This is a genomic window from Altibacter lentus, from assembly GCF_000746845.1.
In the GTDB taxonomy this organism is placed as follows: Bacteria; Bacteroidota; Bacteroidia; order Flavobacteriales; family Flavobacteriaceae; genus Altibacter; species Altibacter lentus.
The window spans coordinates 946,871-962,399 of the sequence record NZ_KN050846.1 but is presented as its reverse complement, the minus strand read 5'-3'; the positions used below and the strand labels follow the sequence as shown (position 1 = coordinate 962,399).

General features: G+C 42.7%; 18 protein-coding genes. 10 read left to right on the top strand and 8 right to left on the bottom strand.

Annotated elements, in window-relative coordinates:
* Positions 1-3 precede the first annotated feature (3 nt).
* A complete protein-coding gene (locus JS40_RS04595) occupies positions 4-879 on the bottom strand; it encodes a hypothetical protein (protein ID WP_034258739.1) in 876 nt (291 codons plus the stop codon).
* Positions 857-1,828: a stage II sporulation protein M gene (locus JS40_RS04590; RefSeq protein WP_034258737.1), complete on the bottom strand. Its 972-nt coding sequence runs from the start codon at positions 1,826-1,828 to the stop codon at positions 857-859. The genes JS40_RS04595 and JS40_RS04590 overlap by 23 nt, the downstream gene beginning before the upstream one ends.
* 37 nt (positions 1,829-1,865) lie before the next feature.
* Between JS40_RS04590 and JS40_RS04585 the strand changes: the two genes are divergently transcribed.
* The gene (locus tag JS40_RS04585) at positions 1,866-2,585 is read left to right on the top strand and encodes an RDD family protein (RefSeq protein ID WP_034262082.1); all 720 of its coding nucleotides are present in this window, start codon (positions 1,866-1,868) and stop codon (positions 2,583-2,585) included.
* Positions 2,582-3,205 carry a trimeric intracellular cation channel family protein gene (locus tag JS40_RS04580; protein ID WP_034258734.1) on the top strand — a complete coding sequence of 208 codons (624 nt, stop codon included), beginning with the start codon at positions 2,582-2,584 and terminating at the stop codon, positions 3,203-3,205. The genes JS40_RS04585 and JS40_RS04580 overlap by 4 nt, the downstream gene beginning before the upstream one ends.
* On the opposite strand, the gene JS40_RS04575 is transcribed toward JS40_RS04580, so the two are convergent.
* Positions 3,192-3,920 carry a peptidylprolyl isomerase gene (locus JS40_RS04575; protein WP_034258732.1) on the bottom strand — a complete coding sequence of 243 codons (729 nt, stop codon included), beginning with the start codon at positions 3,918-3,920 and terminating at the stop codon, positions 3,192-3,194. The two genes, JS40_RS04580 and JS40_RS04575, sit on opposite strands and share 14 nt — an antisense overlap.
* A gap of 1 nt (position 3,921) precedes the next feature.
* Between JS40_RS04575 and JS40_RS04570 the strand changes: the two genes are divergently transcribed.
* Complete coding sequence (locus JS40_RS04570; RefSeq protein ID WP_034258731.1) at positions 3,922-4,563, top strand: NUDIX hydrolase; 642 nt, start codon at positions 3,922-3,924, stop codon at positions 4,561-4,563.
* 77 nt (positions 4,564-4,640) lie between these two features.
* Entirely contained in the window at positions 4,641-5,444 is an 804-nt protein-coding gene (locus tag JS40_RS04565; protein ID WP_034258729.1) for a lysophospholipid acyltransferase family protein, read from the top strand.
* Between the two features lie 67 nt (positions 5,445-5,511).
* Here JS40_RS04565 and JS40_RS04560 read toward each other — a convergent pair whose 3' ends face one another.
* Both JS40_RS04560 and JS40_RS04555 read right to left on the bottom strand, forming a co-directional pair.
* Positions 5,512-6,159: a hypothetical protein gene (locus JS40_RS04560; protein ID WP_034258727.1), complete on the bottom strand. Its 648-nt coding sequence runs from the start codon at positions 6,157-6,159 to the stop codon at positions 5,512-5,514.
* A 6-nt stretch (positions 6,160-6,165) separates the two neighbouring features.
* Complete coding sequence (locus JS40_RS04555) at positions 6,166-6,660, bottom strand: RNA polymerase sigma factor (RefSeq protein WP_034258725.1); 495 nt, start codon at positions 6,658-6,660, stop codon at positions 6,166-6,168.
* 125 nt (positions 6,661-6,785) lie between these two features.
* Between JS40_RS04555 and JS40_RS04550 the strand changes: the two genes are divergently transcribed.
* Entirely contained in the window at positions 6,786-8,063 is a 1,278-nt protein-coding gene (locus JS40_RS04550; RefSeq protein ID WP_034258722.1) for an NAD(P)/FAD-dependent oxidoreductase, read from the top strand.
* Between the two features lie 40 nt (positions 8,064-8,103).
* Here JS40_RS04550 and JS40_RS04545 read toward each other — a convergent pair whose 3' ends face one another.
* Genes JS40_RS04545 through JS40_RS04535 form a run of 3 tightly spaced genes read right to left on the bottom strand, consistent with a single transcriptional unit; the run spans position 8,104 to position 10,216 of the window.
* Positions 8,104-8,466, bottom strand: coding sequence for a hypothetical protein (locus JS40_RS04545; protein WP_034258720.1), 363 nt, complete (start codon positions 8,464-8,466; stop codon positions 8,104-8,106).
* A gap of 31 nt (positions 8,467-8,497) precedes the next feature.
* Positions 8,498-9,616, bottom strand: coding sequence for an adenylate/guanylate cyclase domain-containing protein (locus JS40_RS04540; RefSeq protein WP_152558135.1), 1,119 nt, complete (start codon positions 9,614-9,616; stop codon positions 8,498-8,500).
* A 3-nt stretch (positions 9,617-9,619) separates the two neighbouring features.
* Positions 9,620-10,216 carry a YdeI/OmpD-associated family protein gene (locus tag JS40_RS04535; RefSeq protein WP_034258717.1) on the bottom strand — a complete coding sequence of 199 codons (597 nt, stop codon included), beginning with the start codon at positions 10,214-10,216 and terminating at the stop codon, positions 9,620-9,622.
* 170 nt (positions 10,217-10,386) lie between these two features.
* Between JS40_RS04535 and JS40_RS04530 the strand changes: the two genes are divergently transcribed.
* The 5 genes from JS40_RS04530 (at position 10,387) to JS40_RS04510 (ending at position 15,524) form a co-directional block, all read left to right on the top strand.
* Complete coding sequence (locus JS40_RS04530) at positions 10,387-12,564, top strand: TonB-dependent receptor (RefSeq protein ID WP_084677432.1); 2,178 nt, start codon at positions 10,387-10,389, stop codon at positions 12,562-12,564.
* 129 nt (positions 12,565-12,693) lie between these two features.
* Positions 12,694-13,107, top strand: coding sequence for a DUF2141 domain-containing protein (locus JS40_RS04525; protein ID WP_034258714.1), 414 nt, complete (start codon positions 12,694-12,696; stop codon positions 13,105-13,107).
* A gap of 132 nt (positions 13,108-13,239) precedes the next feature.
* Positions 13,240-13,863 (top strand): tetratricopeptide repeat protein, encoded by a 624-nt coding sequence (locus tag JS40_RS04520; RefSeq protein WP_034258711.1) that lies wholly within the window; start codon positions 13,240-13,242, stop codon positions 13,861-13,863.
* Positions 13,864-13,869: 6 nt separating this feature from the next.
* Positions 13,870-15,210, top strand: coding sequence for a 2TM domain-containing protein (locus tag JS40_RS04515; protein ID WP_034258708.1), 1,341 nt, complete (start codon positions 13,870-13,872; stop codon positions 15,208-15,210).
* A gap of 2 nt (positions 15,211-15,212) precedes the next feature.
* Complete coding sequence (locus JS40_RS04510; protein ID WP_034258706.1) at positions 15,213-15,524, top strand: 2TM domain-containing protein; 312 nt, start codon at positions 15,213-15,215, stop codon at positions 15,522-15,524.
* Positions 15,525-15,529: the final 5 nt, after the last annotated feature.

Below are 15,529 nucleotides of genomic sequence, written 5' to 3'. Positions count from 1 at the left end.
TGTCTATACCTCGCGGTCCCCTAAAGATTCGATAGTTTCCATGGTTCCTGTGAAGTGTTTCTTCTCATTTAAATTGTAATAGATAAGCGCCGTAGCGATCACGATGATCGCCTGCAGTAAATATTGAGCAATGATGCCAATAGAACTCAAAGCCATATAGATCCAATCGAACATCTCACGCGGATCTGCCGAAACTGTTTCGGCGATCGCAAATCCCTTGATGAAAAAATAAATGTATTGCGGAATTTGAAAGATCATAATAACGATATAGTACAGGATCATAAGTACCAGTAAGGTGGCAAATGTGATCCACCACTCTCCTTTAATAAGCTGGAAGCTATAACCAATACTATCTGTTACGTCCTTTTTGTCGAAAACATGTATGGAAAATGTAATCGATAGAACCACCGCAAGATAGATGCCGGGGGCGATACAAAGCACAACGCCAATTGCGATCATCAAGCCTCCCAGGATGCTCAATCCCAGCAGACTCCAAAAATGCTGCCGTACACCGGCTGTTACTTCTTCTTTGATGATCGTTCCATCGTTTTTTATATAGGACTTTATGCTGTGTAATACGGTGCCGTAAAGGAGCGCATAATATGCCATCCCTGAGATCATAAGAACGAATAACGAGACCATAAAACTTCCTGTGAAATTTTCTATGGAAGTTCCCATTCCTAAGCCTCCCATTCCCATGCCTCCAAAAACAGTTTGCATATAATAAACATAAGCGAGTACGAGTATCACCAGGGCAGGCCCCGCGATCCTAAAAATAAGACCGAAGAGTTGCTTTCCGTTTCCTCGTAAAAACTTGAAGGTATCGCTTAGGATGTCGCCTAATTCTCGTTGCTGCTTAAACTGCACGTGATCTTTCATGGTCTCTTTTAAGTTTTATGGGGTAGTATACATAATAGAACAAAATAAGGAATAAAGAGCTGCCAATGATCAAAATTGCCAGCCAGTCGGGCATTTCGGTGTGACGTGTCACAAATCCTTCCAAAAATCCGGCGATGATAAAGAACGGGATCGTGCTCAACAGGATCTTGATGCCATCCTTGGCACCACGAACAAAAGACTGTCTTCTGGTATAGGTTCCCGGAAATAAAATACTGTTTCCCAGTACCAGCCCTGCACAACCGGCAATAATGATAACTGATATCTCAATGGTCCCATGGATCCAGATAGTACGAGCCGATTCCCATAGCAGTCCTTGGTCGTAGAAGAAATACTGAAACGACCCCAGCATGATGGCATTGCGCATTAAAATGAACAAGGTACCCAGGCTCAAAAAGATCCCAAAGCTGAAAGCCAAAAGTGCCACCCGTATATTATTGATGGTAATACCCAAAAACATATTGAGCTCATTCATCTCTTTGTAGACCGCCATAGCGTCGCCTTTCTCAATATTGTTAAGGGTCATGTTCACATAAGCGTCCCCAAGGATCAACCGAACGAAATTTCCATCGGTCGCAGCCGAATATGCTCCAATCACTGAAAAAAGCAGAAAGGTTATAAATGCAATAAGCAGTTGTTTGTGATAGCGTGAAAAGAACAAGGGGAATTCCCGGGTGTAGAACGTGATAAAACGCGATCTGGATTCCCGTTTGGTTTTATAGATCTTTTGATGCGCCAATACAGATAAGCCGTTGAGGTATCGAAGTGTATTGCTTTTAGGATAAAAGGTTTGAGCATAACTTAAATGGTCGGTAATTTCAAGATAAAGCGCACTTAATTCGTCGGGATGAATTTGAACATTATTCCGAAGAACACTTTCAAATCTTAACCATTTATCTTTATTTTGTTTCGCAAAGGCAGCTTCGCGCATGATCTCACAATTGGTTTGCCTCAAAGAAACAGATTTAATGGATAATTTTCAAATAGAAACCGCTCAAAATGTAAACATTTCGCAGAATGTAGCGGGGGTGGGAGAGCGTATTCTTGCCTACCTTATCGATTCGGTTCTGATTGTAATTTACGTCATTGGAGTGCTTATTGTCCTGGATGCCATCTCGTATGTGGACGACGATGCTATCTTTTTACTTTTTATGTCTCTGGGGCTCCCTATATTCTTATATCATCTGTTGTGGGAAACCTTCTGGAACGGGCGAAGTCCGGGGAAAGCCGCCATGAAGATACGGGTGGTCAAACTGGATGGTTCCAAGCCGGCATTCTCTAATTATTTTATTCGTTGGCTGCTGCGACTCATTGATGTAAGTATTTCCAGTGGAGCCGTAGCAACCGTTACCATCCTCCTAAATGGTAAGGGACAACGACTGGGAGATATCGCCGCTACCACAACCGTCATCACCGAAAAGAAAACGGTTCATTTTTCGGAAACTTTGCTCATGGACCTTCCGGATGATTACACCCCAAAATACCCGCAGGTAACTGTCTTCACCGATACCGAAATACAGACCATTAAGAATGTTCTTTTGAAAGCAAGATTTAATGGAAATAAAGAAGTGATACTCAAACTATCCGATAAGGTAGCTTCGGTGATGGAAGTAACCACAGACGAAGAACCTGTCGCTTTTATTGACAGAGTGATCAAGGATTATAACTATTATACCCAGAACATGTGAGTTTATTCTTCATCATCGACATCTTAGGAACGATTTCCTTTTCCATTTCCGGCGTCTTGACTGCCTTAAAGAAGCGAATGGATCCTTTTGGCATTCTCATCATCGCTTTTGTCACCGCCGTAGGAGGCGGAACCTTACGGGATGTGTTGATCGATTTCCCCATAACCTGGATGCGTAACCTCACCTTCGTATATGTGATACTTGGCGCGGCTGTGTTTGCGGTGATCTTTAGACGTTGGTTGGGGTATATTAGAAGGTCTCTCTTTTTGTTCGATACCATTGGGATCGCTTTGTATACCATTGTGGGTGTGGAGAAGGGCCTTGCTGCCGATCTCCCGCCGCTTATCTGTATCGCCCTGGGGACGATGTCGGCTTGTTTTGGAGGGGTGATCCGGGATATCTTATGTAATGAGATCCCGATTATTTTCAGAAAGGAGATCTATGCCACGGCCTGTATTTTGGGTGGGGTGACGTATTTTATATTGCTGAAAACTTCCCTTAGTGAGAATTGGGTCGTGATTCTGTCGGGTTCTGTGGTGATCACCATTCGGTTGCTGGCGGTGTATTTTAAGCTATCATTGCCCAGTATTTATACGAAGAAGGAACTTACTCAACACTAACATCCTGTATATATACATTTTGAAGCGGCCAGTCACCATCGTCTGCAGGAAGGTTGGCGATCTTTTCAACTACGTCCATTCCATTGGTGACGCGGCCAAAGATGGTATAATTGCCATTAAGGTGTCCGGTAGCGCTCCGGGGGCCAAGAAAAATAAAGAATTCGAAAGGAGCGGACTGCTTATCGGGGTTCTCCCGGTATTCCTTCGCTCCGCTTACCGTTCCATAGGTATGTTTCCTTCCCGGTACGATCTCTGCCGGCAGCAGATAGTCACTTCCTATCGCATTTCTTTTGCGGGGCGTACTCACATTATCGCTATTACCGCCTTGGATGATAAAATTCTTGACCACGCGATGAAAAAAGGTGTTGTTAAAATAATTCTGTTTTGCTAAATACACAAAGTTTGCCCGATGCATGGGCGTATCCTCATAAAGCCGGATGTCTATAGTGCCGTGATTTGTGGTAATACGAACCTTCGTTTCAGGATTTTCGGTCCCGTACTGAGTAAGGAAAGAAACGACGTTCTCCTGAGTGATCTTGGGGTAGGAAGTTGCTTCAGAAACAGCAGTGGTATCTGTTTTTTCAGTTTCCGAAGCGATCGTGTCCAGCGGTGTTTTTACGGTCGTTTCGGTTTTTTCTTCGGAAGTGTTTTTCTTATCTTCACAACCTTGTAATAACCCCACACAAACAATTCCTAACACGAGTAACTTTTTCATAATGCACTTTCAAGAATTTGAAAAACGGATTGTAAAAGTAACAAAAATGGATCTTCCCGGAGAATCCATTCAGCTAAAAATGGCTCCTATCGAGCGTTTGCTGGAATTGAAAGCCATCGCCAGACAGCAGACCAAACCTCGTAAGGCAGGCGTTATGGCGTTGTTCTATCCGTCGCAAGCCTACGAAACACATTTGATCCTGATTCTAAGAAAAACGTATAAAGGAGTACATTCTGCTCAAGTGGGTTTTCCGGGCGGTAAAATGGAATCTGGTGATGCTTCCTTGCAGCATGCCGCATTGCGGGAAACCGAAGAAGAGGTAGGTGTACCGTCCAACCGTATTGCGGTGCTTAAGGAACTAACAGAGATCTACATTCCGCCAAGCAATTTCTTTGTACAGCCGTATTTAGGAATCACAGCCGAAACACCCTCTTTCGTGCCGCAGGAAGATGAGGTTGAGGCGCTAATAGAAGTTCCATTACTGCATTTTATGGACGACAGTATTCTGGTGACCAAAACACTTACCACTTCGTATGCCACAGATATAGAAGTTCCGGCCTTTTTACTGAACGGTCATGTGGTCTGGGGCGCCACTGCCATGATGCTGAGCGAAGTACGGGAATTGCTGAGACAAGTACTGTAACGGGGTATTTTTAGTATCTTTGTGTTTCGGTTTTTTTAGAACTGAAGTTTGTAATAAAGAAAATTGAAATCAAACACATGGGGCTTTTTAAAAGAAATCCATTTGGACATATATTATTTCTGAAGCGCTGGCTCATAAGGATACTGGGTGCGCTTACCCATAGACGATTTAAAGGATTCAATACGTTAGAGATCGACGGTAGTGAGATCATTAAAGCCTTACCCGATAAGAACGTTCTCTTCGTGTCTAACCATCAAACCTATTTTGCCGATGTAGTGGCGATGTTCCATGTCTTTAATGCTGCTTTGAGCGGGAGGGAAGATAACATCAAAAATATTGGGTATCTGTGGAACCCGAAGCTCAACATCTACTTTGTTGCGGCCAAAGAAACCATGCAGTCGGGATTACTGCCAAAAATTCTTGCGTATGCCGGTTCTGTGAGTATTGAACGTACCTGGCGTGAAAAAGGCAAGGAGGTGAACAAGCAGGTAAAGATGAGTGACGTAAGCAATATCTCCAAAGCCTTGAACGACGGATGGGTAATCACTTTCCCTCAGGGAACCACCAAACCATGGAAACCCATTCGGCGAGGGACGGCTCATATCATAAAACAGAACAAACCCATTGTAGTCCCTATTGTGATCGACGGATTTAGGCGTTCATTTGATAAAAAAGGAATCCGGGTTCGAAAAAAAGGGATCCTTCAATCCATGGAGATCAAAAAACCCTTAGATATTGATTATGAGAATGAGACCATGGACCAAATCGTTGAGAAACTGGAATATGCTATCGAACAACATCCTTCCTTTCTAAAGGTGATCCCGGCAGATGAATTAAAGACCGAAGAAGAATTGAACAAAGAACGACAGTGGCGTTATTAATTTAACTTTATTGTACCCTTCCAATCTACTCCTAAGACATATTTCTATTAAAGAAATGGAGATCCTCTTAGATCTCCATTTTTTCCAGTTCATTGTAGTTACGTTTAAGTCGGCGTAGTAAGATTCCGTAGATCAATCGATAGAAAAGGAGTAGCAGTCCAATTATAATAACCCCGCCTATTAATTGACTTAAAAAGAATACCGAGGTAAAACTTTCGGGTGGAATGGCGCTGTAACCCTCGTACGTACTGGTCATTAATTCGTACAGTTGATCTTTTTTAGTGTAGTAAAACATATTTACCCCAATAAAAAGTAATACCGAAACACCAACATTATAGATCACGAAGTATTTTACTGTTCTTCGGGTTTTAAGGATGTTCCCCATTAATTCTTTGATGGAATCCGTCACCCGAATCGTGCGGTAGTTCTTATAAAACAGAAGGATGAACACCACAAACACGGCATAATGGAAGATGTTGATGATCATGAAAGTGATCTTAAGACCAATGCCATTATTGATCTCTCTGCTTGACTCCGGAACTAGAAATGCCAAGACGGTCCATAGTACGATCTCTCCTATACTTATTAGGAAGATCCATTTTACGATGGAAGAAGACTTTTTGAGTAACATCTTATAGATGTCTTGATACGACAATTTAGGAAACTCCTGCTCCCTGGTCTGCCACTGCTTCTTTAATAATTCTAACTCATCCATTGGGGGTTACGGATTTAAAATAGTTCTTAATTTCTCTTTAATACGGTTCATCTTCACTCGGGCATTGACTTCTGAAATTCCCAGTGTTTCTGAGATCTCTCTATAATTCTTATCTTCCAGATAAAGGAACACAAGTGCTTTGTCAATATCATTTAGGTCCTTCACTGCGCTGTACATTAATTTTAACTGCTCTTCTACGGTATTATCGTAGGCTTCGGCTGTGATCTTAAAACTCACGGCTTCAAAATCCTGCGTTTTTATGGACCGTTTTGATTTTCGGTACAATGTGATCGCAGTATTCAGTGCCACCCGATACATCCAGGTACTAAACTTCGAATCGCCCCGAAACTTAGGAAACGCCTTCCATAATTGAATAGTTATTTCCTGAAATAGGTCGTTATGCGAATCGCTGTCATTCGTGTACAAACGACATATCTTGTGGACAATGTTTTGATTTTCTTCCAGCTGGGTTACAAAACTATGTTCAAGCTCTTTTGTCAATGGTTTTTTGTTAGTTAATCAATTAGTGTGGTTGCTCACTTCTTTGTTACAAAAATCATAAAAATTATAGGAATTATAGGCGCTTCACGAGACAAATAGTACCTTTATGGAAGAAGAAGCATCTTATGAATATTCCCGAAACGAAACACCCCCGAATTGTAGTGATTGGGGGTGGATTTGCCGGTATTGCCTTATTAAAACAGCTAAAGAAGGTTCCCGCCCAGATCGTCCTTTTCGACCGTCATAACTACCATACGTTCCAGCCGTTGCTGTATCAAGTTTCAACTGCCGGACTAGAGCCGGATTCCATTGCATACCCGCTTCGGAAGATCTTTAGAAATTTAGAGGATTTTCATTTCCGATTGGCGGAAGTAGTTCAAATTCATCCCCAACAAAAAGAGGTAGAAACATCCATTGGCAGTCTGGCCTACGATTATCTTGTTATCGCCACGGGAACGCGTACCAATTTCTTCGGAAACAAGAACATTGAAACACACAGTATGCCCATGAAGACGGTACCGCAGGCATTGAATATTCGCAGTTTGATGCTTCAGAATATTGAAGCCGCCGATATTACCGATGATCCCGAAGCACGAAAGCGATATCTCAATTTCGTGATAGCCGGTGCCGGGCCAACCGGAGTGGAACTAGCCGGTGCGCTGGCTGAATTCAGAAAAGGGATCCTTGAGAATGACTACCCCGAACTGGCGGAAGAAGATATGGGGGTTCACTTATTAGAGGGTTTTGATCGTGTCCTGCCACCTATGAGCGAAAAATCTTCTAAAAAAGCACAACGCTTCCTCGAGAAGCTGGGAGTTGAGGTCCACTTGAATACTATGGTGGAAGACTTTGACGGCACCACGGTGACCACTAAAGATGGAAAAACTTTTAAAACAGCCACTTTTATTTGGGCCGCCGGAGTTACAGGAGCACCTATAGCGGGAATCGACGGGGAAGCACTAATTCAAAAAACCAACCGCTACAAAGTAGACCGATTTAACAGGGTAGCAGGGTTCGAAGGGATCTATGCTTTGGGTGATGTGGCACTCATGGAAACAGAGGATTTTCCCAAAGGTCACCCGCAAGTAGCACAACCGGCCATCCAGCAAGGGAAACATCTAGGCAAGAATTTGAAGCGTATGTTCGAACAAAAGGAGTTAAAGCCTTTTTCGTATTACGATAAGGGTACCATGGCCACCATAGGTCGTAATAAAGCTGTAGTCGATCTAAAGAAATGGCATTTTGCAGGAGCTTTCGCCTGGTTCCTGTGGATGTTCGTGCATTTGTGGTTCTTGGCCGGATTTAGGAACAGGGTTGTGACCTTTTTCAACTGGACCTATAATTATATCAATTACGATCGTGCCGCCCGACTTATCATTAGGCCATTCAAGAAATCTTTATAGATAAAAATAGTTCTTGACACGGTTTCTTTACAGTCAATACCTACTCTACTTTAACACGTAAGGGCCCGCCATTGGAGATCCATCCGCCGCCAACTTCATCAATATTGACGTCCAGTTCGTCGCTGGTGTCGATGCTTTTTATGTTCACTTTTACTTCTTCATACGTATCCACACCTTTTAAGTTCACATTCAATTCATCGTAGGTGTTGATATCTACGATGCGTACATCCATAGTATTGTTTTCTGAAATGGGAACCAATTGATATTTCGTCTTTGCTTCCGGTATTGAAGACCCTTCCGAAGCATACGCAACAGGAACAATGTCCAGTTCTTTCATAACATTAAGGGTAAGACAGATCGCTATTACGGTAAGGATAACTTTTGTATACGTATCGGTTTTCATAATAATAGGTATTAAGATTTAAAAGTATTTATCAAAGATCATTCCCAGAGTAGGTGACGAGTTCCATTTCTTCTGCTTTTCCGCGCAATTTTTCTTTACCTACTTCCTGTTTTTCAATTCCTTTGGGCGTTTTATACGCTATGTTGGCAAACTCTTTAGAAGCGAGGATGTCGACACCAAGTTCATTGCATAAGGAGACAATACGAGCGGTGGTGTTGAGCACATCCCCCGAAAAAGCGATCTCTCGCTTTATTTGTCCTATTTCACCTACCATAACGGGGCCAAAATGATAGCCGGCTTTGAACTCCGGAGCGAAGCCGTATTTTTTTATATAGCGCGATTGTTTATAGGCAATGATGCGTTTCATACTATAGTAGCATTGTAAGGCATTGGCATTTTTTAATCCCCATTTCATTTTCCATGATACCACCACTTCGTCACCTACATATTGATAGACCTCCCCGCGGGTTTGTACGATGGCAGGGGCAATATCTCGAAAGAAATCCTTCAGAAAATTGAAATACTTTTCTTCACCAAGTTCTTCGGCGATACCGGTGGCATTACGTATGTCGGCAAACATGAAGATCCTTCGCTCACTCTTCGGCATAAAATAACGTCCCATGAGGTAATCGGGAAAAACACCGGGACCGTATTTGTCGTTAACGATCAATACAATAAGTGTTACGATCACGATCACAAGCCAAACAATGAAGTTCTTGATGAAGAGCCAGGTCCCAAAGAACAATTGTACCTCATAGATCACATCGGGATGGTAGAAGGGGAGTCCCGCATCTTCACTGTAAAAATAGAGTGCGCCAATGGTACTTACCATGAGTGCCGCAATGACATAAGCGATCACAATATAGAGAAGTGCTTTCCAAAAAGCATGTTTTCGAAGCCAGCGCTCCATGAGATTCACTGTAACGATCCCTCCAATAATTCCTGCAGAGATCCCAACGATCAAGTTGGCCGTAAAAGCTTGCTGGAAGTCGAAACTTGAGCTTAGTACCCCATTGCTGATGAGCGTAAAATACTCATAAAAGAACAGCGCATTGGAGATCAATACCCAAGCGACGAGGATCCAAAAGGCACGCCGGGTATAGAACCAAAGCTGTCGGGAGGTATATCGTTTAAATCGCGGTGCTTTCAACTCTTAGCAGTTTTTGTATTTATCATGCAATCCCACACCCTTTAGAATCATGGGTTCGATCTTCTCAAGTCTGCTCTCTTTTGTTTTTTGCTGTTTGGCATCACCAATATAAGCGGCGTATTCGCGCTGTTTTCCCGGGGTTAATGCGTGGAAGGCCTCCTTTAGTTCATTATTGTGTTTCAAAGCCTCTTTAAGCAGTGGCGGTAGGATGACCCCTTTTTTGCGTTTTATTTTCACTTCTATCCCCTCAATACAATTTTTAATGGCTTCCTGAAGGTATTGCAGGACGATATGACGCTCGATTGTATCACCGGCTTCAAACCGCCACTGTCGCAAAGCCTTGGTTACACCTTCCTGTGCATTGACCAATTTTTGATGGGTGTCTTTAAGGAAGACCCCTTGGTGAAACCAAATGGCGTAATGATTTTTAAAGGCCGCCATGCCTGCTACTAATTTCCCGTTCAATGTGTATGTGGGGGATCCCCATTTAACCGTTTCCTTTAGTTCAGTTTGCTGAAAAATTTCACGAAGTTCTTCTAATTTGTCGGTCCATTTTTCATGCGTTTCGATGTATCTGTCTATTTTTTCTGAATCGGTCATGAATGTTGTTTTATCTTTCGAAGATACCCTTTTTCACAGTCACAATTTTTAAAGAAATGTTATAATTCATTTTACAGTTCGTACTGCTTATCCTACAGTTGAGTTGTTTTTTTTCTGAAATTGTTGCCTCATTATGCAATTTTGATCTCAATAATCAACCAATCGATATCATGCAGCATCCTTCGTTAAATGTACCGTACACTATTCTTCTCTTTCTAATCATGGGTTTTCTTCCCATCTTGGCGCTTGGCCAAACCATCGTTTCAGGAACTGTAACCGAAGCCAACGGAATGCCCATTCTGGGGGCGAACGTATATTTAGAAGGAACGTACGACGGGGCTTCCACAACCGAACAAGGGGGTTTTTCGTTTGAAACTACCGCCACAGGGGTACAGGTTCTGGTGGTGTCTTTTCTTTCTTTCGAAACCTTTACCATGGCAGCCGATGTATCTCAACTGCAAGATCTAACCATAAAACTGCGGGAAGATGTTAATTCACTGGATACTGTCACAATTTCGGCAGGGACATTGGAGGCCAGCGATAACAGCAAGGTTTCGGTGCTTAAGCCTTTGGATGTAGTTACTACGGCCAGTGCCTTGGGCGACTTTGTAGGTGCCCTGCAAACACTTCCCGGTACGACCACCGTAGCAGAGGACGGCCGACTGTTCGTAAGGGGAGGGGATGCCGGAGAGACACAGATCTTTATCGATGGGATCCGGGTATTTACGCCATATACACCTACCACCAACAATATCCCTACACGCGGTCGGTACAGTCCGTTTTTGTTCGACGGGATCACATTTTCAACAGGAGGCTATTCTGCCGAATACGGACAAGCATTGTCATCGGTGTTGCTTTTAAATACCATCGATGAGCCGGACCAAGAAAAGACCGAGATCTCCTTAATGACCGTAGGAGGTGGACTGGGCAACACCCAGAAATGGGAAAAGAGCTCCCTTAGCGTAAATGCAACCTATATCAATCTGGCACCTTATATTGCCGCTTTTCCCGACCGGAATGATTGGCAGAAGCCTTTTGAAGGGTATGCCGGTGAGACAGTCTTTCGGCATAAACTTAAAAATGGTCTCTTTAAATTGTATGCAGCCTTCGACGGCACCGATTTCGAACTTACACAGGAAGATATTGACCTTCCTGAAGGTCTCGATTTCAAGCTCAATAACAAGAATTTTTACACCAATGCAAGTTACAGTGCTGACCTTGGCCTCAATTGGAAGCTATTTGGCGGCGGCAGTTTTACGTATGCCACCACAAAACTTGGTATCGTGGATAGCGATATCAAGGATACCGAAAGCTCCGCACATATAAAGGTAAAGCTTCGGAAACGGTTTAGTAACAGGGTCAAGCTTAGCTTTGGAGCTGAGCAGTTCTTGACCGATTTCAAAGAGGATTTTAAAGACCCTGCTTTTGCTGAAAGCTATGGCTTTCAGAATAACATCGCTGCGTTATTTACGGAATGGGATCTTATCTTTTCTCGAAAGTTTGCAGTAAAACTGGGGCTAAGAGGAGAGTACAGTGCCTTGTTCGATGACGTAACCGTCTCGCCACGATTTTCAGTAGCCTATAAAACAGGAAAGAACAGTCAGCTGTCGTTGGCCTACGGAGATTTCTTTCAGCAACCCAATAGTGATGTATTGAAATTCGAAACCAATCTGGAAGCCAGGAAAACACAACACTACATTCTCAATTATCAATATACTGCGGACAACCGCATTTTTAGGGCCGAAGCCTACAGAAAGCAATACAGCAGTTTAATAACTTATGATACCGACTTTACGCAACCCGACAGCAATTTTACGAATGACGGAGATGGCTTTGCACAAGGCATTGATATTTTTTGGAGAGATAATAAGAGTATCAAAAATGTTGACTATTGGGTGAGCTATTCATTGCTGGATACAGAGCGTACATATCAAAATTTTCCTGTAGCCGCAACGCCTTCTTTTGCAAATACGCACAATGTTTCGGTTGTTGGGAAATACTGGATCGATGCATGGAGAAGTCAGGTTGGGTTTAGTCATCAGTTTGGCAGTGGCCGCTCTTTTACAGATCCTAACGAACCGGGATTCCTTCAGAAAAAAACACGCGATTTTCACAGCACAAGTTTCAATTGGGCTTATTTGATCTCCCAGCAACAGATCCTCTATTTTTCGGTGAACAATGTTTTTGCGTTCAACAACGTGAACGGATACCAATACGCGAGTACCCCTAATGCAAATGGAGTGTTCGATCGCAGAGCACTGACTCCGGCGGCAGATCAGTTCTTTTTTATTGGCTTCTTTTGGACGATAAGCGAGGACGGCAGCGATAACCAGCTGGATAATCTGTAGCATTTGACAAAATCAAAGGTTGCGATGTCTACAATTCATCCCCAAGATCCTACAGTTGAGTTATTCTCTTTTTTATAAAAGTCTTGACCATCGCATCTTTGAACCATCACTTTTAAATCAATACACATCATGCAAACAGTAATTACGTATCTAAGCTTTCTTATCACCACAATGATCCTTCACGGTCAAAACACCATTGAAGTAACCATGACCCATTTCGACAGTAACGCGGGAATAGTAAAAGTAGGTCTTTACAATGCTGAAGACACCTTCCTGGAATGCCCTTACAAAGCGCTGTCGACCAACATTTCCGAAGAAAGGGCGCAAGTAATTTTTTCTGAAATCCCCGACGGTATCTATGCGATCTCTTGCTATCACGATGAGGACAATAACGGCAGTTTGAACATGTTCATGGGTATGATCCCAACCGAATCCTACGGGACCTCGAACAATGCTCCCTCCAGATTTGGCCCGCCAAAATGGAAAGATGCCGCGTTTGAAGTGAAGGACGGTGTGGTGCGTAAACTGGAAATAAAATTATAGGAAAGCGACCAGCATGAATGACTGTGGCTTCCTTAAAAATGAAAAAATACAGGTCATATAAGGTCATTCTTAATAAGAGTATTAATTTTAGTTGGCGGAACGATCTTCCTCCACATCAAAACACAGCAACCAATGAGAAATCTAATAATCTTCAGTTTTTTACTAATCTCAGTTTCAGGGATCAGTCAGACCCAATATGAGCAAGGTATGCGCAAGGCCTTTGATCTGTGGCAAGGTGACAAGCCGTGGGAAGCCGCCAATCTGTTTGAACGCATCGCCAATGCAGAACCGGACAATTGGTTACCGGCCTTTTATATTGCGCAGATCAACATTATTAATAGTTTTTCTGAAAAGGACCCTGAAAAGCTCAATGCACAATTAAACAAAGCACAGGAATTTTTAAACAGTGCTAAGGCCTTATCACCCAATAACCCCGAAGTATTGGTATTGGAAGCACAGTGGTATACGGCCTGGGTGGTGTTCGACGGACAAAAATACGGGATGCAGTATGCTGGAAAAGTTGCCGAGATCTATCAAAAGGCAATGAAATTAGCTCCCGAAAACCCGAGGGTAGTACTCGGAAAAACCGAATGGGATATGGGAACGGCACGCTATTTTGGTCAGCCTATCGACGGGTATTGTGAGGAATTGAAACGAGCCGTTACATTGTTCGATTCGTTTACTCCCGAAGGAGAATTTCATCCGCAGGGAGGAAAAGAGTATGCCGAAAAAGTAGTAGCTTCCACTTGTAACTAACAAACTATGAACAGAATTCTTAAAGAGCTTGGTAAAGCCTTTTTTGTAGGAACGTTGATCTTTATTGTAATCGGGATCATTCGTTACTTCAATGGGGAACGTATCGATAATGGCAAGCAATTGCTTATCATGTTCGGGTACAACCAACTCTACTCGGTAGTGCTCTATATGGCCAATGCCTTGTTGATTATCTATTTGTTAAAGCGCTATAAGAATGAGCTTTTTAAAGTGTATAATTTATCTAAGGGGATTCTGGGAGCCATTGCAGTAACGATCCTTAGTTTATTCTTCCTTCGATTTATTACGGAAGTAATGATCGCCGGTGACACTCTCACCGAATTCATCGCAGGAGAGAGTGTACAATATTATTATGTGTCGTTTATTATCTCGGCCGTAGTGACCTCCATTTTTTACGCATTCTATTATTACAAGTATTCTCAGGAAAAGAAGGTTAAGGAACAAAAGATCATTGCCGGTACTGCTTCTGCAAAGTTCGATGCGCTGAAGAATCAACTGGATCCTCATTTCCTTTTTAACAGCTTAAACGTTCTTACCAGTCTTATTGAAGAAAATCCGGAAGCAGCGACCCGGTTTACCACCTCTTTATCCAAGGTATACCGATACGTCCTAGAACAAAAGAACAAAGAACTGGTTACCGTAGCCGAAGAATTAAAATTCGCTCAGCTCTACATGTCGTTGTTAGAAATGAGGTTCGAAGATAGTATCGTATTTACGGTTTCTGACAGTATCACAAATACCGATGCAAAGGTCGTACCGTTGGCGCTTCAATTGTTGTTAGAGAATGCCGTAAAACACAATCAGGTTACACCGGAGCGAAAATTATTTATCACCATATATGAGGAAGATGGCAATTTGGTGGTCAAGAACAATGTGCAGCCCAAACAAGTTGTAAAAGAAAGTAGTGGTGTGGGGCTGCGTAACATTCGACAACGCTACTATTTACTCACCGATAGACCGGTAACGATTCGGGAGGACCAAAAAGAATTCAGCATTGCCATACCAATGCTTACTAAAGAAACAAATATCATGAAAACACAAGAGACCTATATTTCAGAAAAAAAATACGAACGCGCTAAAAAGCAGGTAGAAGAACTAAAAAGCTTCTATGTACATCTCACCATATACTTACTAATGATCCCGGTGTTCGTCTGGCTCAATTTTCGCTCCACAGGATTCCCTTGGGCAATTTTCCCCATCGTGGGTTGGGGATTTGGGGTCATGGGCCATGCTATGGAAGTGTTCCATTACAATCCGTTTCTGGGGAAGGATTGGGAAGAGAAGAAAATCAAGAAACTAATGGATGATGATAAATTTAAAGACCTTTGAATATGAACGATCTCGAAAAGCAAAATAAATACATCCGTGCGAAAGAGCGGGTAGCCGATATTAAAAAATTCTATACCAGTTTGATGTTGTACGTTGTGTTTATAGGATTTCTAGCAGCGCTTAACTATTACACCAACGAACTAAGATATCCCTGGTTTCTATGGGCAGCCTTCGGTTGGGGGATTGGTATCGTGATCCAGGCCGTTAAGGCCTTTCGATGGATGCCTTATATGAATAAGGAATGGGAAGAAAGAAAGATCAAGGAGTATATGGAAAAGGATTCAGAAAATAGCTCCGGGAATCGGTGGCAGTAACAAAC

Bases quoted from the DNA above. Each gene is read 5' to 3' on its own strand.
- JS40_RS04535 (WP_034258717.1), bottom strand. From the start codon at position 10,216: ATGACCGATTCAGAAAAAATAGACAGATACATCGAAACGCATGAAAAA.
- JS40_RS04575 (WP_034258732.1), bottom strand. From the start codon at position 3,920: ATGAAAAAGTTACTCGTGTTAGGAATTGTTTGTGTGGGGTTATTACAA.
- JS40_RS04520 (WP_034258711.1), top strand. From the start codon at position 13,240: ATGAGAAATCTAATAATCTTCAGTTTTTTACTAATCTCAGTTTCAGGG.
- JS40_RS04545 (WP_034258720.1), bottom strand. From the start codon at position 8,466: ATGAAAACCGATACGTATACAAAAGTTATCCTTACCGTAATAGCGATC.
- JS40_RS04560 (WP_034258727.1), bottom strand. From the start codon at position 6,159: ATGGATGAGTTAGAATTATTAAAGAAGCAGTGGCAGACCAGGGAGCAG.
- JS40_RS04550 (WP_034258722.1), top strand. From the start codon at position 6,786: ATGAATATTCCCGAAACGAAACACCCCCGAATTGTAGTGATTGGGGGT.
- JS40_RS04570 (WP_034258731.1), top strand. From the start codon at position 3,922: ATGCACTTTCAAGAATTTGAAAAACGGATTGTAAAAGTAACAAAAATG.
- JS40_RS04525 (WP_034258714.1), top strand. From the start codon at position 12,694: ATGCAAACAGTAATTACGTATCTAAGCTTTCTTATCACCACAATGATC.
- JS40_RS04515 (WP_034258708.1), top strand. From the start codon at position 13,870: ATGAACAGAATTCTTAAAGAGCTTGGTAAAGCCTTTTTTGTAGGAACG.
- JS40_RS04510 (WP_034258706.1), top strand. From the start codon at position 15,213: ATGAACGATCTCGAAAAGCAAAATAAATACATCCGTGCGAAAGAGCGG.
- JS40_RS04530 (WP_084677432.1), top strand. From the start codon at position 10,387: ATGCAGCATCCTTCGTTAAATGTACCGTACACTATTCTTCTCTTTCTA.
- JS40_RS04585 (WP_034262082.1), top strand. From the start codon at position 1,866: ATGGATAATTTTCAAATAGAAACCGCTCAAAATGTAAACATTTCGCAG.
- JS40_RS04565 (WP_034258729.1), top strand. From the start codon at position 4,641: ATGGGGCTTTTTAAAAGAAATCCATTTGGACATATATTATTTCTGAAG.
- JS40_RS04595 (WP_034258739.1), bottom strand. From the start codon at position 879: ATGAAAGATCACGTGCAGTTTAAGCAGCAACGAGAATTAGGCGACATC.
- JS40_RS04590 (WP_034258737.1), bottom strand. From the start codon at position 1,828: ATGCGCGAAGCTGCCTTTGCGAAACAAAATAAAGATAAATGGTTAAGA.